Annotated in this window: 13 protein-coding genes; 5 read left to right on the forward strand and 8 right to left on the reverse strand. The window is 71.8% G+C overall.

From position 1 onward, the window contains the following. Positions 1-73 precede the first annotated feature (73 nt). The 4 genes from chvE to ACQEVU_RS15885 all read left to right on the forward strand — a co-directional run bounded on the left by chvE (position 74) and on the right by ACQEVU_RS15885 (position 5,311). Positions 74-1,192: a multiple monosaccharide ABC transporter substrate-binding protein gene (gene chvE / locus ACQEVU_RS15870; protein WP_433324062.1), complete on the forward strand. Its 1,119-nt coding sequence runs from the start codon at positions 74-76 to the stop codon at positions 1,190-1,192. Positions 1,193-1,270: 78 nt separating this feature from the next. Beyond that, positions 1,271-2,809, forward strand: coding sequence for a multiple monosaccharide ABC transporter ATP-binding protein (gene mmsA, locus ACQEVU_RS15875; protein WP_433324064.1), 1,539 nt, complete (start codon positions 1,271-1,273; stop codon positions 2,807-2,809). Then, positions 2,806-4,026 (forward strand): multiple monosaccharide ABC transporter permease, encoded by a 1,221-nt coding sequence (gene mmsB / locus ACQEVU_RS15880; protein WP_433324066.1) that lies wholly within the window; start codon positions 2,806-2,808, stop codon positions 4,024-4,026. The genes mmsA and mmsB overlap by 4 nt, the downstream gene beginning before the upstream one ends. A 64-nt stretch (positions 4,027-4,090) precedes the next feature. After that, on the forward strand, positions 4,091-5,311 hold the full coding sequence (locus ACQEVU_RS15885; protein WP_433324068.1) for an endo-1,4-beta-xylanase: 1,221 nt from the start codon (positions 4,091-4,093) through the stop codon (positions 5,309-5,311). 65 nt (positions 5,312-5,376) lie between these two features. Here the strand turns inward: ACQEVU_RS15885 and ACQEVU_RS15890 are convergent, their stop codons facing one another. Next, entirely contained in the window at positions 5,377-6,930 is a 1,554-nt protein-coding gene (locus tag ACQEVU_RS15890) for a CocE/NonD family hydrolase (RefSeq protein WP_433324070.1), read from the reverse strand. Positions 6,931-7,034: 104 nt separating this feature from the next. Between ACQEVU_RS15890 and ACQEVU_RS15895 the strand changes: the two genes are divergently transcribed. Then, positions 7,035-7,535 (forward strand): TetR family transcriptional regulator, encoded by a 501-nt coding sequence (locus ACQEVU_RS15895; protein ID WP_433324072.1) that lies wholly within the window; start codon positions 7,035-7,037, stop codon positions 7,533-7,535. A gap of 54 nt (positions 7,536-7,589) precedes the next feature. On the opposite strand, the gene ACQEVU_RS15900 is transcribed toward ACQEVU_RS15895, so the two are convergent. From ACQEVU_RS15900 to ACQEVU_RS15930, 7 genes are all read right to left on the reverse strand, one after another. Next, the gene (locus ACQEVU_RS15900; RefSeq protein WP_433324074.1) at positions 7,590-8,429 is read right to left on the reverse strand and encodes a fumarylacetoacetate hydrolase family protein; all 840 of its coding nucleotides are present in this window, start codon (positions 8,427-8,429) and stop codon (positions 7,590-7,592) included. A gap of 59 nt (positions 8,430-8,488) precedes the next feature. Beyond that, on the reverse strand, positions 8,489-12,157 hold the full coding sequence (locus tag ACQEVU_RS15905) for a CHAT domain-containing protein (protein WP_433324076.1): 3,669 nt from the start codon (positions 12,155-12,157) through the stop codon (positions 8,489-8,491). Between the two features lie 21 nt (positions 12,158-12,178). Beyond that, positions 12,179-12,850 carry a FadR/GntR family transcriptional regulator gene (locus tag ACQEVU_RS15910; RefSeq protein ID WP_433324078.1) on the reverse strand — a complete coding sequence of 224 codons (672 nt, stop codon included), beginning with the start codon at positions 12,848-12,850 and terminating at the stop codon, positions 12,179-12,181. A gap of 57 nt (positions 12,851-12,907) precedes the next feature. Then, entirely contained in the window at positions 12,908-13,120 is a 213-nt protein-coding gene (locus tag ACQEVU_RS15915; protein WP_433334956.1) for a galactose-binding domain-containing protein, read from the reverse strand. Next, the gene (locus ACQEVU_RS15920; RefSeq protein ID WP_433324080.1) at positions 13,051-13,779 is read right to left on the reverse strand and encodes a discoidin domain-containing protein; all 729 of its coding nucleotides are present in this window, start codon (positions 13,777-13,779) and stop codon (positions 13,051-13,053) included. Before ACQEVU_RS15920 ends, ACQEVU_RS15915 begins: the two co-directional genes overlap by 70 nt. A gap of 48 nt (positions 13,780-13,827) precedes the next feature. Beyond that, complete coding sequence (tnpB, locus tag ACQEVU_RS15925) at positions 13,828-15,192, reverse strand: IS607 family element RNA-guided endonuclease TnpB (protein WP_433324082.1); 1,365 nt, start codon at positions 15,190-15,192, stop codon at positions 13,828-13,830. A gap of 64 nt (positions 15,193-15,256) precedes the next feature. After that, complete coding sequence (locus tag ACQEVU_RS15930; protein WP_433324084.1) at positions 15,257-16,111, reverse strand: SGNH/GDSL hydrolase family protein; 855 nt, start codon at positions 16,109-16,111, stop codon at positions 15,257-15,259. Between the last annotated feature and the right edge of the window lie 73 nt (positions 16,112-16,184).

The raw sequence follows: 16,184 nt of genomic DNA on the forward strand, positions 1-16,184 counted from the left end.
CGGGACAGGTATGTTCGCGGCGATAACAAACCCCGCCGCACACCCTCCCGACATACGAAAGGAGGCGTCGAGGATGTCCAAGACACTCCGGCTCCTGGCCGCCACCGCGTTGGCGGCGCTGTTGGCCACCACCTCCGCCTGCAGCAAGACCCGTAACGACAACGGCGACACCGCCGCCGACAGTGGACCCGCGCTGGTGGGCATCGCGATGCCCACGCGCAGCCTCGAGCGGTGGAACAATGACGGTGCCCACCTCGAGGACCTGCTGAAGAAGGCCGGGTACAAGACCTCGCTGCAGTACGCGGACAACAAGGTCGACCAGCAGATCACGCAGATCCAGAACATGATCAACGACAAGGCGAAGATCCTGGTCATCGCCTCGATCGACGGCACCGCGCTCGCCCCGGTGCTGCAGACCGCGGCCGACAAGAAGATCAAGGTCATCGCGTACGACCGGCTGATCAACTCCACGCCGAACGTGGACTACTACGCCACGTTCGACAACTACAAGGTCGGGCAGCTGCAGGGCCAGTTCATCGTCTCCCAGCTCGGCCTCGACCAGGGCAAGGGCCCGTTCAACCTCGAGCCGTTCTCCGGCTCCTCCGACGACAACAACGCGAAGTTCTTCTTCGCCGGCGCCTGGGACGTGCTCAAGCAGTACGTCGACAGCGGCAAGCTCGTCATCCCGTCGGGTAAGAAGCTGGCCAGCAACGACGACTGGAAGACGGTCTCCATCAACGGCTGGAAGTCCGAGGGTGCCCAGGCCGAGATGGACAACCGGCTGAACTCGTTCTACACCGGCGGCAAGAAGGTCCAGGTCGTGCTCTCCCCGAACGACTCCCTCGCCCTGGGCATCGCGCAGTCCCTCGACTCCCACGGCTACAAGCCCGGCGGTGACTGGCCCATCCTCACCGGCCAGGACGGCGACCTCGCCAACACCAAGAACATCCTCGCCGGCAAACAGTCCATGACCGTGTGGAAGGACACCCGGACCCTGGGTGACCAGGTCGCCAAGATGGTCGACGCGATCAGCAAGGGCGGCACCGTGGAGACCAACGACACCAAGACCTACAACAACGGCGTCAAGGTCGTCCCCTCCTACCTCCTTCCGCCCGTCGTCGTGACGAAGGACGATGTGAAGTCGAAGCTCGTCGACTCCGGCTTCCTGAAGGCCTCCGACCTGGGGCTGTAGCCCCAGCAACGAGCCGGGCCGGGTCCGCGACAGCGGGCCCGGCCATCGTCGCGAGCGGGCAGAGATCGAGGAGCACCCATGCCCATTCTTGAGATGGTCGGCATCACCAAGACGTTCCCCGGCGTGAAGGCGCTGCAGGACGTCACCATGAGCGTCGAGGCCGGCGAGGTGCACGCCATCTGCGGCGAGAACGGCGCCGGCAAGAGCACCCTGATGAAGATTCTCTCCGGGGTGTACCCCTACGGCAGCTACGACGGCGAGATCCGCCTCGACGGCGAGGTCGCCCACTTCCGATCCATCCGCGACTCCGAGCACCGCGGGATCGTCATCATCCACCAGGAGCTGGCGCTCAGCCCGTACCTGTCGATCGCGGAGAACATCTTCCTCGGCAACGAGCGGGCCAGCCGCGGCATCGTCAACTGGCCGCAGACCAACCGGCGGGCCGCGGAGCTGCTCGCCCGGGTCGGGCTGCATGAGGCGCCGGACACGAAGATCCTTGACATCGGCGTCGGCAAGCAGCAGCTGGTGGAGATCGCCAAGGCGCTGTCGAAGGAGGTGCGGCTGCTCATCCTCGACGAGCCGACCGCCGCGCTCAACGACGCCGACTCGGCCCACCTGCTCGACCTGATCCGCCAGCTCAAGAGCCAGGGGATCACCTCGATCATCATCTCGCACAAGCTCAACGAGATCGCCGCCATCGCCGACACGACGACCGTGATCCGCGACGGCCGTACCGTGGCCACCTTCGACATGCACGGCGCGCAGCCGGTGACGGAGGAGCAGATCATCCGGGCCATGGTCGGGCGGGACCTCGCGCACCGCTTCCCCGAGCACACGCCGAAGATCGGTGACGAGGTACTGCGGATCGAGGACTGGACCGTGCACCACCCGATCGACCGCGGCCGCGTGGTCGTCGACGGCGCCAACCTCAACGTGCGGGCCGGCGAGATCGTCGGGGTCGCCGGGCTCATGGGCGCCGGCCGCACCGAGCTGGCGATGAGCGTCTTCGGCCACAGCTACGGCACCGGCATCTCCGGCCGGCTGTTCCTGCACGGCCGGGAGATCCGGGCGCGCAGCGTCGACGAGGCGATCGGCCACGGCATCGCCTACGCGACCGAGGACCGCAAGCGCTACGGGCTCAACCTCATCGAGGACATCAAGCGCAACATCACCGCGGCCAAGCTGTCGGCGGTCTCCCGGCTCGGCGTGGTCAGCGCCGGCGCCGAGGTACACCGGGCGGAGCGGCTGCGCAGGGACATGCGGGTCAAGGCTGACAGCGTCGCCGTGCTCACCGGCAAGCTCTCCGGCGGCAACCAGCAGAAGGTCGTGCTGAGCAAGTGGCTCTTCACCGAGCCCGAGGTGCTCATCCTCGACGAGCCGACGCGCGGCATCGACGTCGGCGCCAAGTACGAGATCTACGAAATCATCAACGCGCTGGCGGACGCCGGCAAGGCGGTCGTGGTGATCAGCTCCGAGCTGCCGGAGCTGCTCGGGATCTGCGACCGGATCTACGCGATGAGCCAGGGGCGGATCACCGGCGAGGTGGCGCGCGCCGAGGCGACCCAGGAGGGCCTGATGCGGTACATGACGATGGACAAGAGCGGGGTATCACGGTGAGCACCCTCGAGGCGACCAAACAGGAGCCGGCGCCGGCGCAGACGTCGTCGCTGCGCGGATACCTGGGCCAGAACCTGTGGCAGTACGGGATGCTCACGATCCTCATCGCGATCGTCATCACCTTCCAGATCCTCACCGACGGCCGGCTGCTCTATCCGGACAACGTCGCCGCGCTGGTCCAGCAGAACGCCTACGTGCTGATCCTCGCCATCGGCATGGTCATGGTGATCGTCGCCCAGCACATCGACCTGTCCGTCGGCTCGATCGTGGCGTTCATCGGCGGCTACTGCGCCCTCATGATCACCGACTATCACTGGCCCTGGCCGCTGGCGGTCGCCGCGTCCATCGCCATCGGCATCGTGGTCGGCTGCTGGCAGGGGTTCTGGATCGCGTACGTCGGCATCCCCGCCTTCATCGTGACGCTGGGCGGCATGCTGCTCTTCCGCGGCCTCGCTGTGCTGGCCGTCAGCCAGACGGTGCCGGTGCAGGACAAGGGCTTCGGCGCGATCGCCGCCAAGTCGCTGCCCAACGCGCTGGGCTTCGTCGGCAACCTCGACGGCATGACGCTGCTCGTCGGCGTCGTGGCCATCGGCGGGCTCGTCCTGACCCAGGTGCGCTCCCGGCGCGAGCTGATCCGCTACGACCTGCGCCTGGAGCCGACGGCCGCATTCGCCGGCAAGCTGGTCGTCTTCGCCCTGCTCACCGCCTACATCACCTACCTGCTCGCCGAGAGCACCGACGGCACCCCCAACGTCCTCATCATCGTCGGGGCGCTCGTGGTCCTCTACACGTACATCATGGGAAACACCGTTTTCGGCCGGCACATCTATGCGATGGGCGGCAATCTCGCGGCGGCGAAACTCTCGGGCGTGAAGACGAAGCGTGTAACTTTCCTGATCTTCGTGAACATGGGCGTGCTCGCCTCCATTGCCGCCGTTGTCACGACCTCCCGCGCGGGCGCCGGCGTGGCCGGTGCGGGCACCAACTACGAATTGGACGCAATCGCCGCGGCGTTCATCGGCGGCACGGCCGTGACCGGCGGCATCGGCAAGATCACCGGGGCCGTGATCGGCGCGCTCATCATGGGCGTGCTCAACATGGGCCTGTCGATTCTGGGCGCCGACGCCGCCTGGCAGCAGGCCATCAAGGGCCTCGTGCTCATCGCCGCGGTCGCGTTCGACATCGTCAGCAAGCGCCTGTCGAACTCCTCCCAGTGATTGGCAATGTTTCGATAATCGAAACCGTTGACGAAACAAATTGGAATAGACCAACGTTGGACACATGAGATTACCGAGAATCGCCACGGCCGGCCTCTTGGCGGCGGTTGTCGCGGTCACCTTCAGTGCCGTTTCGGCCTCCGCCAACGGGCCGCACGCGCCGTCGCCGAAGGATCAGAGCCTGCGCGGGCTGGCCGCCCGCAACGGCCTCTACTTCGGCACGGCGGTGGACCCGGCCGCCTACGCCGCCGACGCGCAGTACAAGAGCCTGACGGACAGCCAGTTCTCCACCGTCACCCCGGAGAACGCGATGAAGTGGGAGAGCCTCGAGCCCACCCGTGGCACCTACGACTGGGCGGCCGCCGACGCCCTCGTCGACCAGGCCGCGCGCAACCACCAGCTGGTGCGCGGCCACGTCCTGGCCTGGTACAGCCAGCTGCCCGGCTGGCTCAACGCCGGCATCCAGGACGGCTCGATCGACGGCCCGCAGCTGCGCCAGCTGCTGCACAAGCACATCACCGACGTCGTGACCCACTTCCGCGGCAAGATCTGGCAGTGGGACGTGGTCAACGAGGCCGTCTCCGACCCGTGGGAGACCCCGTCGGCGATCCACCTCGGCGGCAACACCGGCTCGCTGAAGCAGAAGTTCGCCGACCTGCTCGGCCCCGACTACGTCGCCGACGCGTTCCGCTGGGCCCGCGCCGCCGACAAGAACGCCCTGCTGTTCTACAACGACTACAACATCGAGGCGTTCGGCGACGGCGGCCCCGGCGACAAGACGCAGTTCGTCTACGACATGGTCAAGCGCCTGCGGGCACAGGGCGTGCCGATCGACGGCGTCGGCAGCCAGGGCCACCTCAGCACCCAGTACGGCAACTACGACGTCTTCGCCGTGGCCGACGCGCTGGACCGCTTCACCGACCTCGGCCTCGCCGTCGCGCTGACCGAGGTGGACGCGCGCAGCCTGACCAAGAACGCGACCGACCCGACGGTCGCCGCCGCCGGCCAGGACGTCAACGCGCGCGACCAGGCCTCGGCGTACAACTACCACGTCCTGCTGCAGGCCTGCCTGCTCAACCGGCACTGCCTGTCGTTCACGGTCTGGGGCTTCACCGACAAGTACTCGTGGATCCCCAACTGGTTCAAGGACCCGCCCGAGGGCTCGGGCTGCCTGTGGGACGCCAGCTACCAGCCGAAGAAGTCCCTGCGCACCGTGCAGGGCGACCTGGCCGCGGCCGGCCCGCCGCTGGTCCAGCCGCGCGTGGCGCAGAAGCCGCGCCGTTAGCTTTCTTCGGGATGGGGATAGGGGGCGGGCGCCCGACCGGCGCCCGCCCCTTCGTCGTGCACGTCCTACCTGACGGGCACGTCCACATAGGACCCGCCGGCGACGGTCACCGAGCCGCCGAGGGTGTTGGCGTCGTAGTACAGCGGATCGACGGTGTCCACGACGAGGGTCAGGCAGTGCCCCGCCGGTACGTCGTAGGCCGTCGCCGACAGCGCCACGTCCACGCTGCGGCTGCCGCCCGAGGTGCCCAGCCAGGTCACCGGGGCGTGCGTGATGAGCTTGGCGGTGCCGAGCGCGTCGAGGTCGTAGAGGTACGCGACCACGGTGCCCTGCGCCGCCGTGCCGGTCAGGTTGAGGTGCACCTGCGGGATGCCGCGGATGCGCAGCGCGGTGCTCGGCCGCTCCGACGCCCACACCCCGGCCCGCAGCCGGTCCACGCTCGGCAGCCAGATCTGCGGCTGCTGGCCGGTGAACGCGGACACGCCGTTGGTCAGCAGCACCACGCCGCCGTTCGCCGTCGTGTCCAGGTCGGACGGGAGCGTCTTGCTCCAGCCGGTGCTGGGCGCGCCGCCGAGCAGGCCGGTGCCGTCGATCCAGCGGATCGAGCCCAGGCCGTACCGCCGGGTGGAGGTGTTCAGCGACGCCCACGCCGCGTACTGCTCGGTGGCGGCGTTGAGCGTCTTGACGAGCACGGGCGGCTCCGCGCCGATGCCGGTGTCGGTGCCGGCGAGGTACTGGTCGAACCAGCGGTACAGACTCGTCCAGGCGTCGTTGGGCAGCCCCACGATGCCGGTGAACTCGGCGATCGCGTGGTCGCCGGGGCGCAGCTCGAGCCGCTTGGGGGTGGAGAGCCGGCCGAAGAAGTCGACCAGCTGGTCGGGCGGGAAGAACGAGTCGCCCCACGCGTTGGCGATCATGACCGCGGGCCGGTTGGCGTTGATGGCGTCGAGATACGTCGCCGCCGACCGCGCCCGCGCCCACGCCTTGACCTCGTCGACGTTGCGGTTGGCGTTGAAGTCGGCGAGCTTGCCGCTGAGGTCGGCGCCGGGGTGCCCCAGCAGGCTCGCGGCGAGGCTCAGCAGCCCGGCGGACTGCTGGTGGCGCGTGTTGTCGCCGTAGAGCGAGTACACCAGGTCGCTCCAGCCGCTCATCATCACCACGGCGCGGATGCGCTTGTCGAACGCCGAGCCGAGCAGGCTGATCCCGGCGCCGTAGGAGACCCCGGCGGCGCCGATGCGGGCCGGATCGGCCGCGGTGTTGGCGATCGTCCAGTCGATCACCTTGGACAGGTCCGCCATGTCGAGCGGCCCGGCGGTGTCGATCTCGCCGCCGGAGGCCCACCACCCGCGCGGGGTGTAGGACACGACGACGTAGCCGCGGTTGGCCAGGGTTCCGGCCTGGGCCAGGTACTCGAGGTCGTTGAGCCCCCAGCTGGACGGGAACACGATGGCGGGGTGTCTGCCGGGGGTCGTGGGCGCGACGACGTTGGCCTTCAGGGTGACGCCGGCCCCTTGGATGTCGACGAACGTGGTGGCGGTGGTGGCGGCGGCGTGCGCGGGCGACGCCACGCCGGTGAGGGCGAACACGAGCAGCAGGCTCACGAGCAGGAAACGGCGCATGCGCACTCCTCCTGGCGGGGATGGAAGTGCGCGCAGCGTAGGAGGCCGTACCGAGAAACAGAAGTTCGTGACATTATCATTACCGGCCGGTAACATTGGCTCCCGTGCTGTACGGGGCCCCGATCCCGCAGCGCCGCGACGCCCAGCGCAACCGCTCGGCGATCCTGCGCGCGGCCAGCGAGCTGCTCATGGACCAACCCGCCGGCGCGCAGATCCCGGAGATCGCGCGGCGCGCCGGGGTCGGCCAGGCCACGCTGTACCGCCACTTCCGCGACCGCCACGCCCTCATCGCCGCCGTGGTCGCCGACCAGCTCGACCGCCTCGAGGCGTCCGTGCACGCCAACGCCGACTTCCGCCCGCTGCTCACGCGGGTGCTGCGCACCCAGGTGGCGATGCGGCCGCTCGTCGAGCGCATCGGGGGCCTGGACCGCCTCGCCCACCGGGTCGTGGTGATGCTGACGCCGGCGCTGCGGCGCGCCCAGGCGGCCGGCGACGTCCGCCCCGATCTGACGCCGGAGGACCTCGTCCGGCTCTTCACGATGCTGTCGGCGGCGCCCGAGGAGCGCTCGATCGCCCTGCTGCTGGACGGCGTCTTCAGCGGCTGACGGACCCGGGCCACCCCGCGCGGCCGGCCGGTGCGCAGCCCTCGGTGGTCCTGTTCAGACCAATCGCTGCCGCTGCTTGCCGAGCCCGTCGATCTCGAGCTCGACGACGTCCCCCGGCCGCAGGTACGGCTGCCCCGGCAGCCCCATCGCCACGCCCGCCGGCGTCCCGGTGTTCACGATGTCGCCGGGGTGCAGGACCATGAACTGGCTGAGGTACCAGACGAGATGCGGGACATCGAAAATCATGTCCGCGGCGGTCTCGTCCTGCCGCGCCTCCCCGTTGACCCAGGACCGCAGCCGCAACGCCGGTACGTCGAGCCCCTCGGGCGTGACGAGCCAGGGCCCGAGCGGGTTGAACGTCTCGCAGTTCTTCCCCTTGTCCCACTGCCCGCCGCGCTCGAGCTGGAACTCCCGCTCGGAGACGTCGTTGCTGATCGCGTACCCCGCGATGTGCGCCGCCGCGTCATCCGTCGAGTCGAGGTAGCGGGCCGTGCTGCCGATGACCACGGCGAGCTCGACCTCGTAGTCGGTCTTCGCGCTCTTGCGCGGGATGAGCACGTCGTCGTCGGGCCCCACGACCGTGTCGGGCGCCTTCATGAACACGACCGGCTCGGCCGGCGGCTGCGCGCCGGTCTCGGCCGCGTGCCGGGCGTAGTTGAGCCCGATGCACACGATCTTGCCGGGCCGCGCGATCGGCGCCCCGACGCGCATGCCCTCCGGCACGTCGAGCCGGGGGAGCGAGGCGAGCGCGGCGCGGGCCCGCTCGGGCCCGCCGGAGGCGAGGAAGCGGGCGTCGATGTCGTCGGTGACCCCGGTGAGGTCGAGGTAGGTGCCGTCCTCGGCGACCACGACGGGCCGCTCGGACCCGGCCGGCCCAAGTCGCGCAAATCTCATGGCGGCCAACGTAGTGACCAAGCGGCCAAGTGGTCAAGCCAATCTGTCGTCCGACTCGATCACTGCCCGAGGTGGACGAAGCCGGCCCAGTGGCCGAGCGTCGCGTCGTCGGCGGCGTCGCGCATCGCCCGCTGGGCCTCGCGCAGGGCGGTGCGCGGGGGCATCCCGCGGCCGGCGAGGTTGTCGTGGAACGCGACCATGAGCCGAGCGGTCTCCCGGTCCGGGACCGGCCACAGCGACCCGATCGCCGTCGTCGCGCCGGCCACCAGGAACGCCGTAGACAGCGTCACCGCCTCGTCGTAGGCGCGGCCGGCGCGGTGGGTGGTGCAGGCGGCGAGCGACACGAGCCCCGGCGAGCGGCCGGCCGGGCGGGCCGCGGCGGCGCGCAGGATCTCCTCGGCGCAGATGCGGGCGCCGCCGGCCAGCAACAGGTAGGAGGAGGCGGGCCCGTCGGCCCGGACGACGCCGTGGCAGGCGAGGTGCAGCACGGTGGCGGGCGGCGATCCGGCGGCGGCCAGCCATTCGAGGACGTCCTGCGGCCGGCCGGGACCGTCGGCGGTGAGGGCCGGGCCGTCGGGGCGGCCGCAGTACCGGCCGGCGGCGTAGTGCGCCCGGAAGATGGCGCTCGCCTCGGCGCCCGCGTTCGGCAGCGCCTCCCGTGGGCGGCCGGTGTCCGGGTTGCCGATGATCAGGCCGACGTCGCCGCGCGGCGGGGCGGCCCGCCGGGCGACCTCGACCAGCAGGCGGCCCGACGCGATGTACGAGAAGGCGGCCTCGTCGATCGCCCAGCGGCCGCCGCCGTGTGCGGCGTGCCACGGCACCGTGGCCAGGGCGCCGCCGGGCACGAGCACGAGGTGCGGCTCGCCGGGGTGGCGCTCGTGCCACCGGTCGAGCAGCGGCCGGATCGCCACGTCCCACGCGGCCCGGCACACGTCGGCGAGGCCCCGCCCGAGGGCGGAGTCGTCCGGCACCGGCTCCACCTCCCGCGTCGCGACGGCCTGCTGGACCGCCTCCGGGACCGCCCAGTCGCCGGTCAGCCCGGGCAGGTCGAGGGGGTCGACCCGCCCGTCCGGGTCGACGACCAGCGCCAGACCGGGCCCGCCGTCGGTACCCGGGAACAGGTAGACGAGCGCATCGGCGCCGACGGCAGCGAGCGCATCGCCGACCGCCTCGAGCGACGGGGGATCGAACAACGCACTTTCGCGCGCGAGGATCTCGAGCGCCCGGAAACGGTCGTCGCGCGGCAGGTCCGGGTCGGCGGTACGCCATCGCCCGCCGTCCGGGTCCACGGCGGCGGCGTTCCACCGCTCGGCCAGGCCGGGTTCGCCGGCGCCGCGCAGCAGCTCGGGCACCGTCGCGGCGACGGTCGCGGCGTGCAGCACGAGGCCGCGGCCGGTCTCCAGGGCGAGCCAGGCGCCGGGGCGGTCGCCCGCGTCCAACGCGGCCCGGGCCACCTGCAGCGCATCGGCCGCGCTGCGCCCGGCGGCGGTCATGGCGTCGTGCGTGCCGGACTGCAGCAGCACCTGCCAGGCCCGCGCCCGCAGCGCCGCCCGGCCGGCGTCGGCGGCGGCGACCGAATCGCCGGCGAGGGCGAGGGCCGCGGCCAGGCCCAGCCCGATCTCGGCGGCGCCGCGCTGCCCCGGCTCGGCGGCGGCCGCATCGTTCGCCTCGCGCAGGGCGGCGACGGCCCGGTCGAGGTCGCCCGGGCGCGGCGCGTGCCGGTGCAGCTCGAGCAGCGCCGCGCCGTATGCGGCGAGGTACCGGCCGCGCAGCAGCCGGCCCGCCGGTTCGTCCAGCGCGGCGCCGGTGAGTTCGGTGCCTTCCCGGACGAGGCCGATGTCGTTGAGCCCCCGGCCGGCCAGCATCAGCGTGCCGCCCGCGCTCATCCGCATGAGGGCGGTGAAGGGGGCGCCCGGCGCCAGCCCGGCGAGCAGCTGGCGGGTGTACCCGACGGCTTGGCGCCAGTCGCCCGGGTCGTCGGTTCGCTCGGCGCGCATCGCATAGCCACCGGCAAGGCTGCGCAGGGCCTGGACCCGCCGCGGGTCGCCCGGCGGCGCCGAGAGCACGTCGCTCAGGACGGCCAGGGTCTGGGCCGGCGGCGCTTCGCCGGCGGCCTGGCTCCACATGATCTGGGCCTGGGCGAGCGTCAGGATCAGCTCGCGGCGGTTCGGGTCGCCGGGCGCCTCGTCCCGCGCGTCCTGCAGCAGCTCGAGGCACCAGCGCAGGTCGGTGAGGTCGCCGCGCGTCTCGTACCGCACGAGCAGGGCGCCGGCGACCGACGCGGCCAGGGCGACGCGGTTCATGTCGCCGAGGCTCGTCGCGCGCAGCGCGCCGGCGGCCAGGGTGATGGCGGCGTCGACGGCCGTCGGGTCGCCGCCCCGGTAGTAGGCCCGCCCGGCGGTCGCCGTGGCGAGCTGGCCGGCCGCGGTCGCCCGCACCGTTGGCGTGGCGGCGGCGTCCGCAACGACCTGCCGGAGGAGGCCGATCGCCCGGTCCACGGCGGCCGGGTCGGCCCGGCCCCGCTCGGACCGGCCCAGTGCGAACACTGCGAGGTGGTAGAGGATCTCGGCGCGCTCGGCCGAACCCTCGGGCATCCATTGCAGCGCCTGCGTCGCCTGCTCCTCGGCCGCGGCGGCGTCACGCTCGTCGCCCGTCCGGCGGGCCCGCTCGGCCAGCATGCGGGTGAGCTGGGTGTCGGCGTACCGGCGCTGGGCCGGCTTCAGCAGCCCGACGGCGGCGGTGAGGTCCGCGATGATCGGGTCGATGTCGGCCATCCGTTCGCCGGTGCGCGCCGCATGGTCGAGCCGGGCGGTCGCGCGAATCCATCGGGTCTCCGCGCGCAGGAGGGGTTCGGTGCCCGGGTGGTCGATGACGCGGCCGGCCGCCGCCACCGTGGCCCGCAGATCGGCCGGGTCGTGGCGCGCGTTGAGGCGGCGGAAGTGTGCCACCGTCACGAGGTACTGGACCTGCGGCTCCACCATCGCGGGCAGATCGGCGCCGTCGATCGCCGACAGCAGGGCGATGGCGGTGTCCAGCTCGTCGGGGGTCGGCTCCGCCCCCGAGTTGACGACCGCGTCGGCGTACGAGACGGCCAGCATCGGATATCGCGAGCCCTCGGCCCATCCGGTTCGCAGGGTCTCGAGGGCCCGCCGGTGGTCCGCCACGGCGCCCTCGGCCCGGAACCGCTCCTCAAAGAGCGAGCCGAGCCGCATCCACAGCGACGGCCGGTCCGGCGAGCCGGCGTCGAGCGCGGACCGGATCGCCCGCTCGGCCGCGGCGAAGTCGTCGGGCCGGTGCTGGGTGGTGTACCGGGCGAAAAGCCGGTCGCCGAGCCCGCTCACCGCCATGACCCACTCCGGCGAGCCGGCCGGGAAGCGCCGGGTCGCCTCGGCCATGACCTCGATGGCGCCGTCGGCGTCGCCCGGTGCGTCGCGCAGCTGCAGCGCCTCGGCGAGGACCTGGCGCACCGCCGCCTCGAACTGCGCAACGCCCGCATCGTCGCGCCGCAGCCGGGTCAGGAGCTCCATGCCGTCGTGCACCGCCCGGTCGAGATCGTCCGGCGCGGCGGTGCGATCCGGCATGAACGTGCTCTGGATGTGCCGGAACAGCAGCAGCGACGCCCGGCAGAAGAGGTCCCCCTCGTCCGCGGGCGCCGCCAGCCGGGCGATGGCCGCGTCGATCAGGTGCGGGGGCGCGTCGGGGCCGAGGTCGTCACAGTTCTCCAGCACACCGATGTCTGACGGACAGGGTCAGGGCTGGCGGGCCACCGCGGCGATCCTCGTCAGGTGCGCCGTCATCGCCGCGCGGGCGGCCTCGGCGTCGCGGGCGTCGATGGCGTCCACGATCGCCTTGTGCTCGGCGGCCGTGCGCCGCAGCACGCCCGGGCGCGCCGCCGTCCGGGCCCGCGAGGCCCGGCCCAGCGTCGACAGGGTCTCCAGCATCGTCGCCAGCAGTGAGTTGCCCGCGGCCTCGGCGATCAGCCGGTGCAGCGTCACGTCCGCCGCAACCTTGTCGGGGTCCGCCAAAGCGGCCCGCATCGCCGCGACGTCCGCCGAGCCCGCGCGCGCCGCCGCGAGGGCGGCCAGGGCCGGCTCGATCACCAGGCGCGCCTCGAACAGCGAGTCGACCGTCTGCCGGTTGAGGGCCATCACGAACTGCAGCGGCTCGAGCAGGTCCGTCGTGGACAGCGCGGCGACGTACGTGCCCGAGCCGTGGCGGCTCTCCAGGATGTTCAGGCTCACCAGGGAGCGGATCGTCTCGCGCAGCGTGGGGCGACTGATGCCGAGCAGCTCGCTCAGCTCTCGCTCGGCCGGCAGGCGCTGGCCGGGGAAGAGGCGGCCGTCGACGATCATCTCCTGGATGCTGCGCATCGCCTCGGCCGCGGCCGTGGAGCGCCGCAGCGGGGTGAACTCGGCGGTCATGGGCGCTCTCCAGGTGACGAGGTGGCCTGGCCATTCTAGAGAGCGCCCCCGGGCCGGCTAGGTGCCGTTGACCTCCAGCTCGTAGATGCGCGTGGCGCCGTCGACGCCCTGGGTCGGGGTGGTGGCCGTCAGGCGCACATAGCGGGCCGTCGTCGCCGCGATGGCGTGCGTCGTGACGCCGTCGGTGTTGGCGGTCACCGTCACCGCGGTGGTCCAGGCCGTGCCGTCGGTGCTGACCTGGATGGTGAAGGCCCGGGTGTTGTACGCCAGAGCCTCCCGCCCGCCGCCGCGTGCCGGACCACGAAGCGGCGCACCGTGCGGGCCGCGCCCAGGTCCAGCTGCAGGCTCGCGCCGGCCACGCCGCTGCACCACTTGCTGTTGCCGGTGACGACGCCGTCGGCGGCCAGGGCCGGCGACTCGGCCGCGACGCACGGCGACGAGCCGGTGACGGCGGCGCCGCGGGCCAGGTTGGCGCCGGGGTAGGAGCCGGACTCGTCGCCGATGGTCAGGTCGTCGAGGTAGCCGCGGAACGCGCCCGTGCCGGTGGGGCGGTCGAAGCCGAGGTCGATGCGGGCGACGGTCTTGCCGGCGAGGCCGGCCAGGCTGACCCGCACGAGGTTCCACTGGTTCACCGCCAGATGGCCGCCCTCGCCCTGGTACTGCGGATGCGCCCGCACCCCGAACTGGTCCACGGCGCCGGAGTCGCGCAGCGCCGAGCCGTCGGTGAACTGCAGGTCCACGCCGGCGAAGGTGCCGGTCGCCTGCTGCGGGTAGATCCAGTACGACAGCACGCTCGACGGGCCCAGCGGCAGGTCGGCGGCGAAGAGGCGCTGGTAGGAGTACGAGACGGTGGTGGAGTTGTCGGCGCCGGAGTACATCCGCGCCCGGGTGCCGCTGCGGGCCAGCTCGGCGCGCGGGGAGGACTCCATGGCCGTCAGGCCGCAGCAGTACCGTTGCCGTTGAGTGTTCTTTGGCGCTCACGCGGCAGTTCTGCCTTTCGGCAGAACGGTCCCGGTCTTACCCGCCAGGGCGGCGCCGGGTTGACGCTTCGCAGCCTCCTGCCCGCAGGTGCGGGTCTTGTGGTTGGCTCCACGTCCTGCCACCGGGCCACTCCCGGCGGTGTCGAACTCGGCCGCGAGGGCGGCCAGGTTCCGCGCGGCGTTGAGGTCCCGGTCCAGAACCAGACCACACCCTGCACACCGGTACTGACGCTCGGACAGGGCGAGTTTGGTTTTCACCACACCACAGCCCGAGCAGGTCTTGGAGGACGGGAACCACCGGTCGGCCACCACAAGCCGCCCACCGTTCCACACCGTCTTGTACGCCAACTGGCGCCGCAGCTCGGCGAACCCAGCGTCGGCAACACGCCGGGCCAGACGCCGGTTACGCAGCATCCCAGCCACGTTGAGATCCTCGACCACGACCGTGCCGTACTCGGTCGCGAGCCAGGTGGTGAGCTGGTGCAGCCCGTCACGGCGCAGGTTCGCCACCCGGGCATGCGCCCGGCCGACCCGCGCAGCGGCGCGCAGCCACCGCTTCGACGCCTGCCGCCCGGTGCGCCGGTCCGGGCCGCGCTTACGGGACATCGCCCGCCCCAGCGCCCGGAACCGGTCACGTGCCGCGTCGAGGTGACGAGGGTTCGGCACGAGCTCACCGGTGGACAGCACAGCAAGGTGGGTGATCCCGACGTCCATGCCGACCACCGACCCCGGTCGGGCCGGACGCGTGACCTGGCGTTCGATCTCGACGGTGAACGCCACGAACCACCGCCCACCATCACGCCGGACGGTCGCCGACAGGATCCGCGCGGTCCCCGCCTCCAGACGACGCGCCAGTTTCCGGGCGGACTCGTGCAGTTTCAGCCGGCCCATCCGCGGCAGCACCACATGCATCCGATCCGGTTCAACCCGCATCGTCCCGGTCGTGAACCTGATCGACGGCGTCGTCCGCCGCCGAGACTTGAACCTGGGAAACCCCACCCTACGCCCGGCACGCGCCCCGGTGCGGGAACCGCACCAGCTCTTAAGCCCGCGGGCGAGTGCGTCCAGGCCGGTGTTGAACGCCTCCTTCGACACCTCCGGCCACCACGGCGCCACCTCACCCTTCACCGCGTTCCACGCCTTACGCAGCGCCGGCAACGACCACGACAACGACGGCGTCAGGTCCGCCTCCGCCACCCCGTGGGAACGCTCCGCCGCCCGCTGGTCCAGCACCGCCTTCACCCTGCCTAGCGCCCAGTTATGCGCGACCCGGGCCGCACCCGCATGCGCCAGCGCACTCCGCACCTGCACCGGCGTGAGGTCCAGAGCGAACCGATACGCCTGCATCGTCCGCACCGCCATCACCCCCGTCGTTTGCCGAACGATGACCAGTATCGACGAGGGGTACGACAATTCTGGACTTCGCTCACACCCGTTCCACCCGCCCGACTACCGACCACCTACGAGCGCCACAGCACACTGACGCGACAGCAGCCGGCGACCCCCCGACGCCCACCGAGGCGCCCGCGCTGTCCAGCCACGTCTGGGCCGGGTCGCCCGCCTCGAACGCGGTGCCGAACAGCGGCCAGTCGCGGCCGTCGCCGAGGACGGGCTCGAGGCCGGTGTACCAGCGCACGGCCATCCGGGCGTAGCCGGTGTCGTTGGGGTGCAGGGTGTCGTTCAGGTCCGAGGGGGCAAGGCCGGACAGGTCGACGAGGCGGGTGCGCGCCTTGCCGGCCAGGGCGCCCGGTATGGCGGCGTTGAACGCGTCGATGCGGGCCTGGATGCCGGCGTCCAGCGCCGGGATGATCTTCGCGACGAGCACGGTGGCGGCCGGCCGGTCGGCGAGGATGCGGTCGACGAGCGCGGACAGGCGCTGCGGCGCGGTGCCGACCTGGTAGTTCTGGTTCATGTCGTTGGTGCCGATGTGCAGCAGCACCACGTCGGGCTGGTACGTGGCCAGCCAGCCGTCGATATTGGCGGCGATCTCATCGATGCGCCAGCCGGAGTGGCCCTCGTTGTCCTGGTCGGGCAGGGCGCCGGAGCGCTGCGAGCCGACGAAGTCGATGTTGTAGCCGGCCTGGACGGCGAGGCGGTTCCACAGCGCGGCGCGGTAGCTGGAGCTGGATGGGCTGCCGACACCGTAGGTGATGGAGTCGCCGAGCGGCATGATGCGGATCGGGCGGGACGCGACGGCGGCGCCGGCGGGGTGCGCCGGGGCGACGAGCACCGTGGCGACTAGGGCGAATAGTAGTGCGGCGAGCGGGCGGAGTCGGCCCATCGAGGTACCCCCATGTGGCGGATGGCGGCGAGTATCGACAAGGGTCGCTGTAACTCGCGATAACTGTCAAGAC

Source organism: Dactylosporangium sp. CA-139066 (assembly GCF_050936175.1).
Classification (GTDB): Bacteria; Actinomycetota; Actinomycetes; order Mycobacteriales; family Micromonosporaceae; genus Dactylosporangium.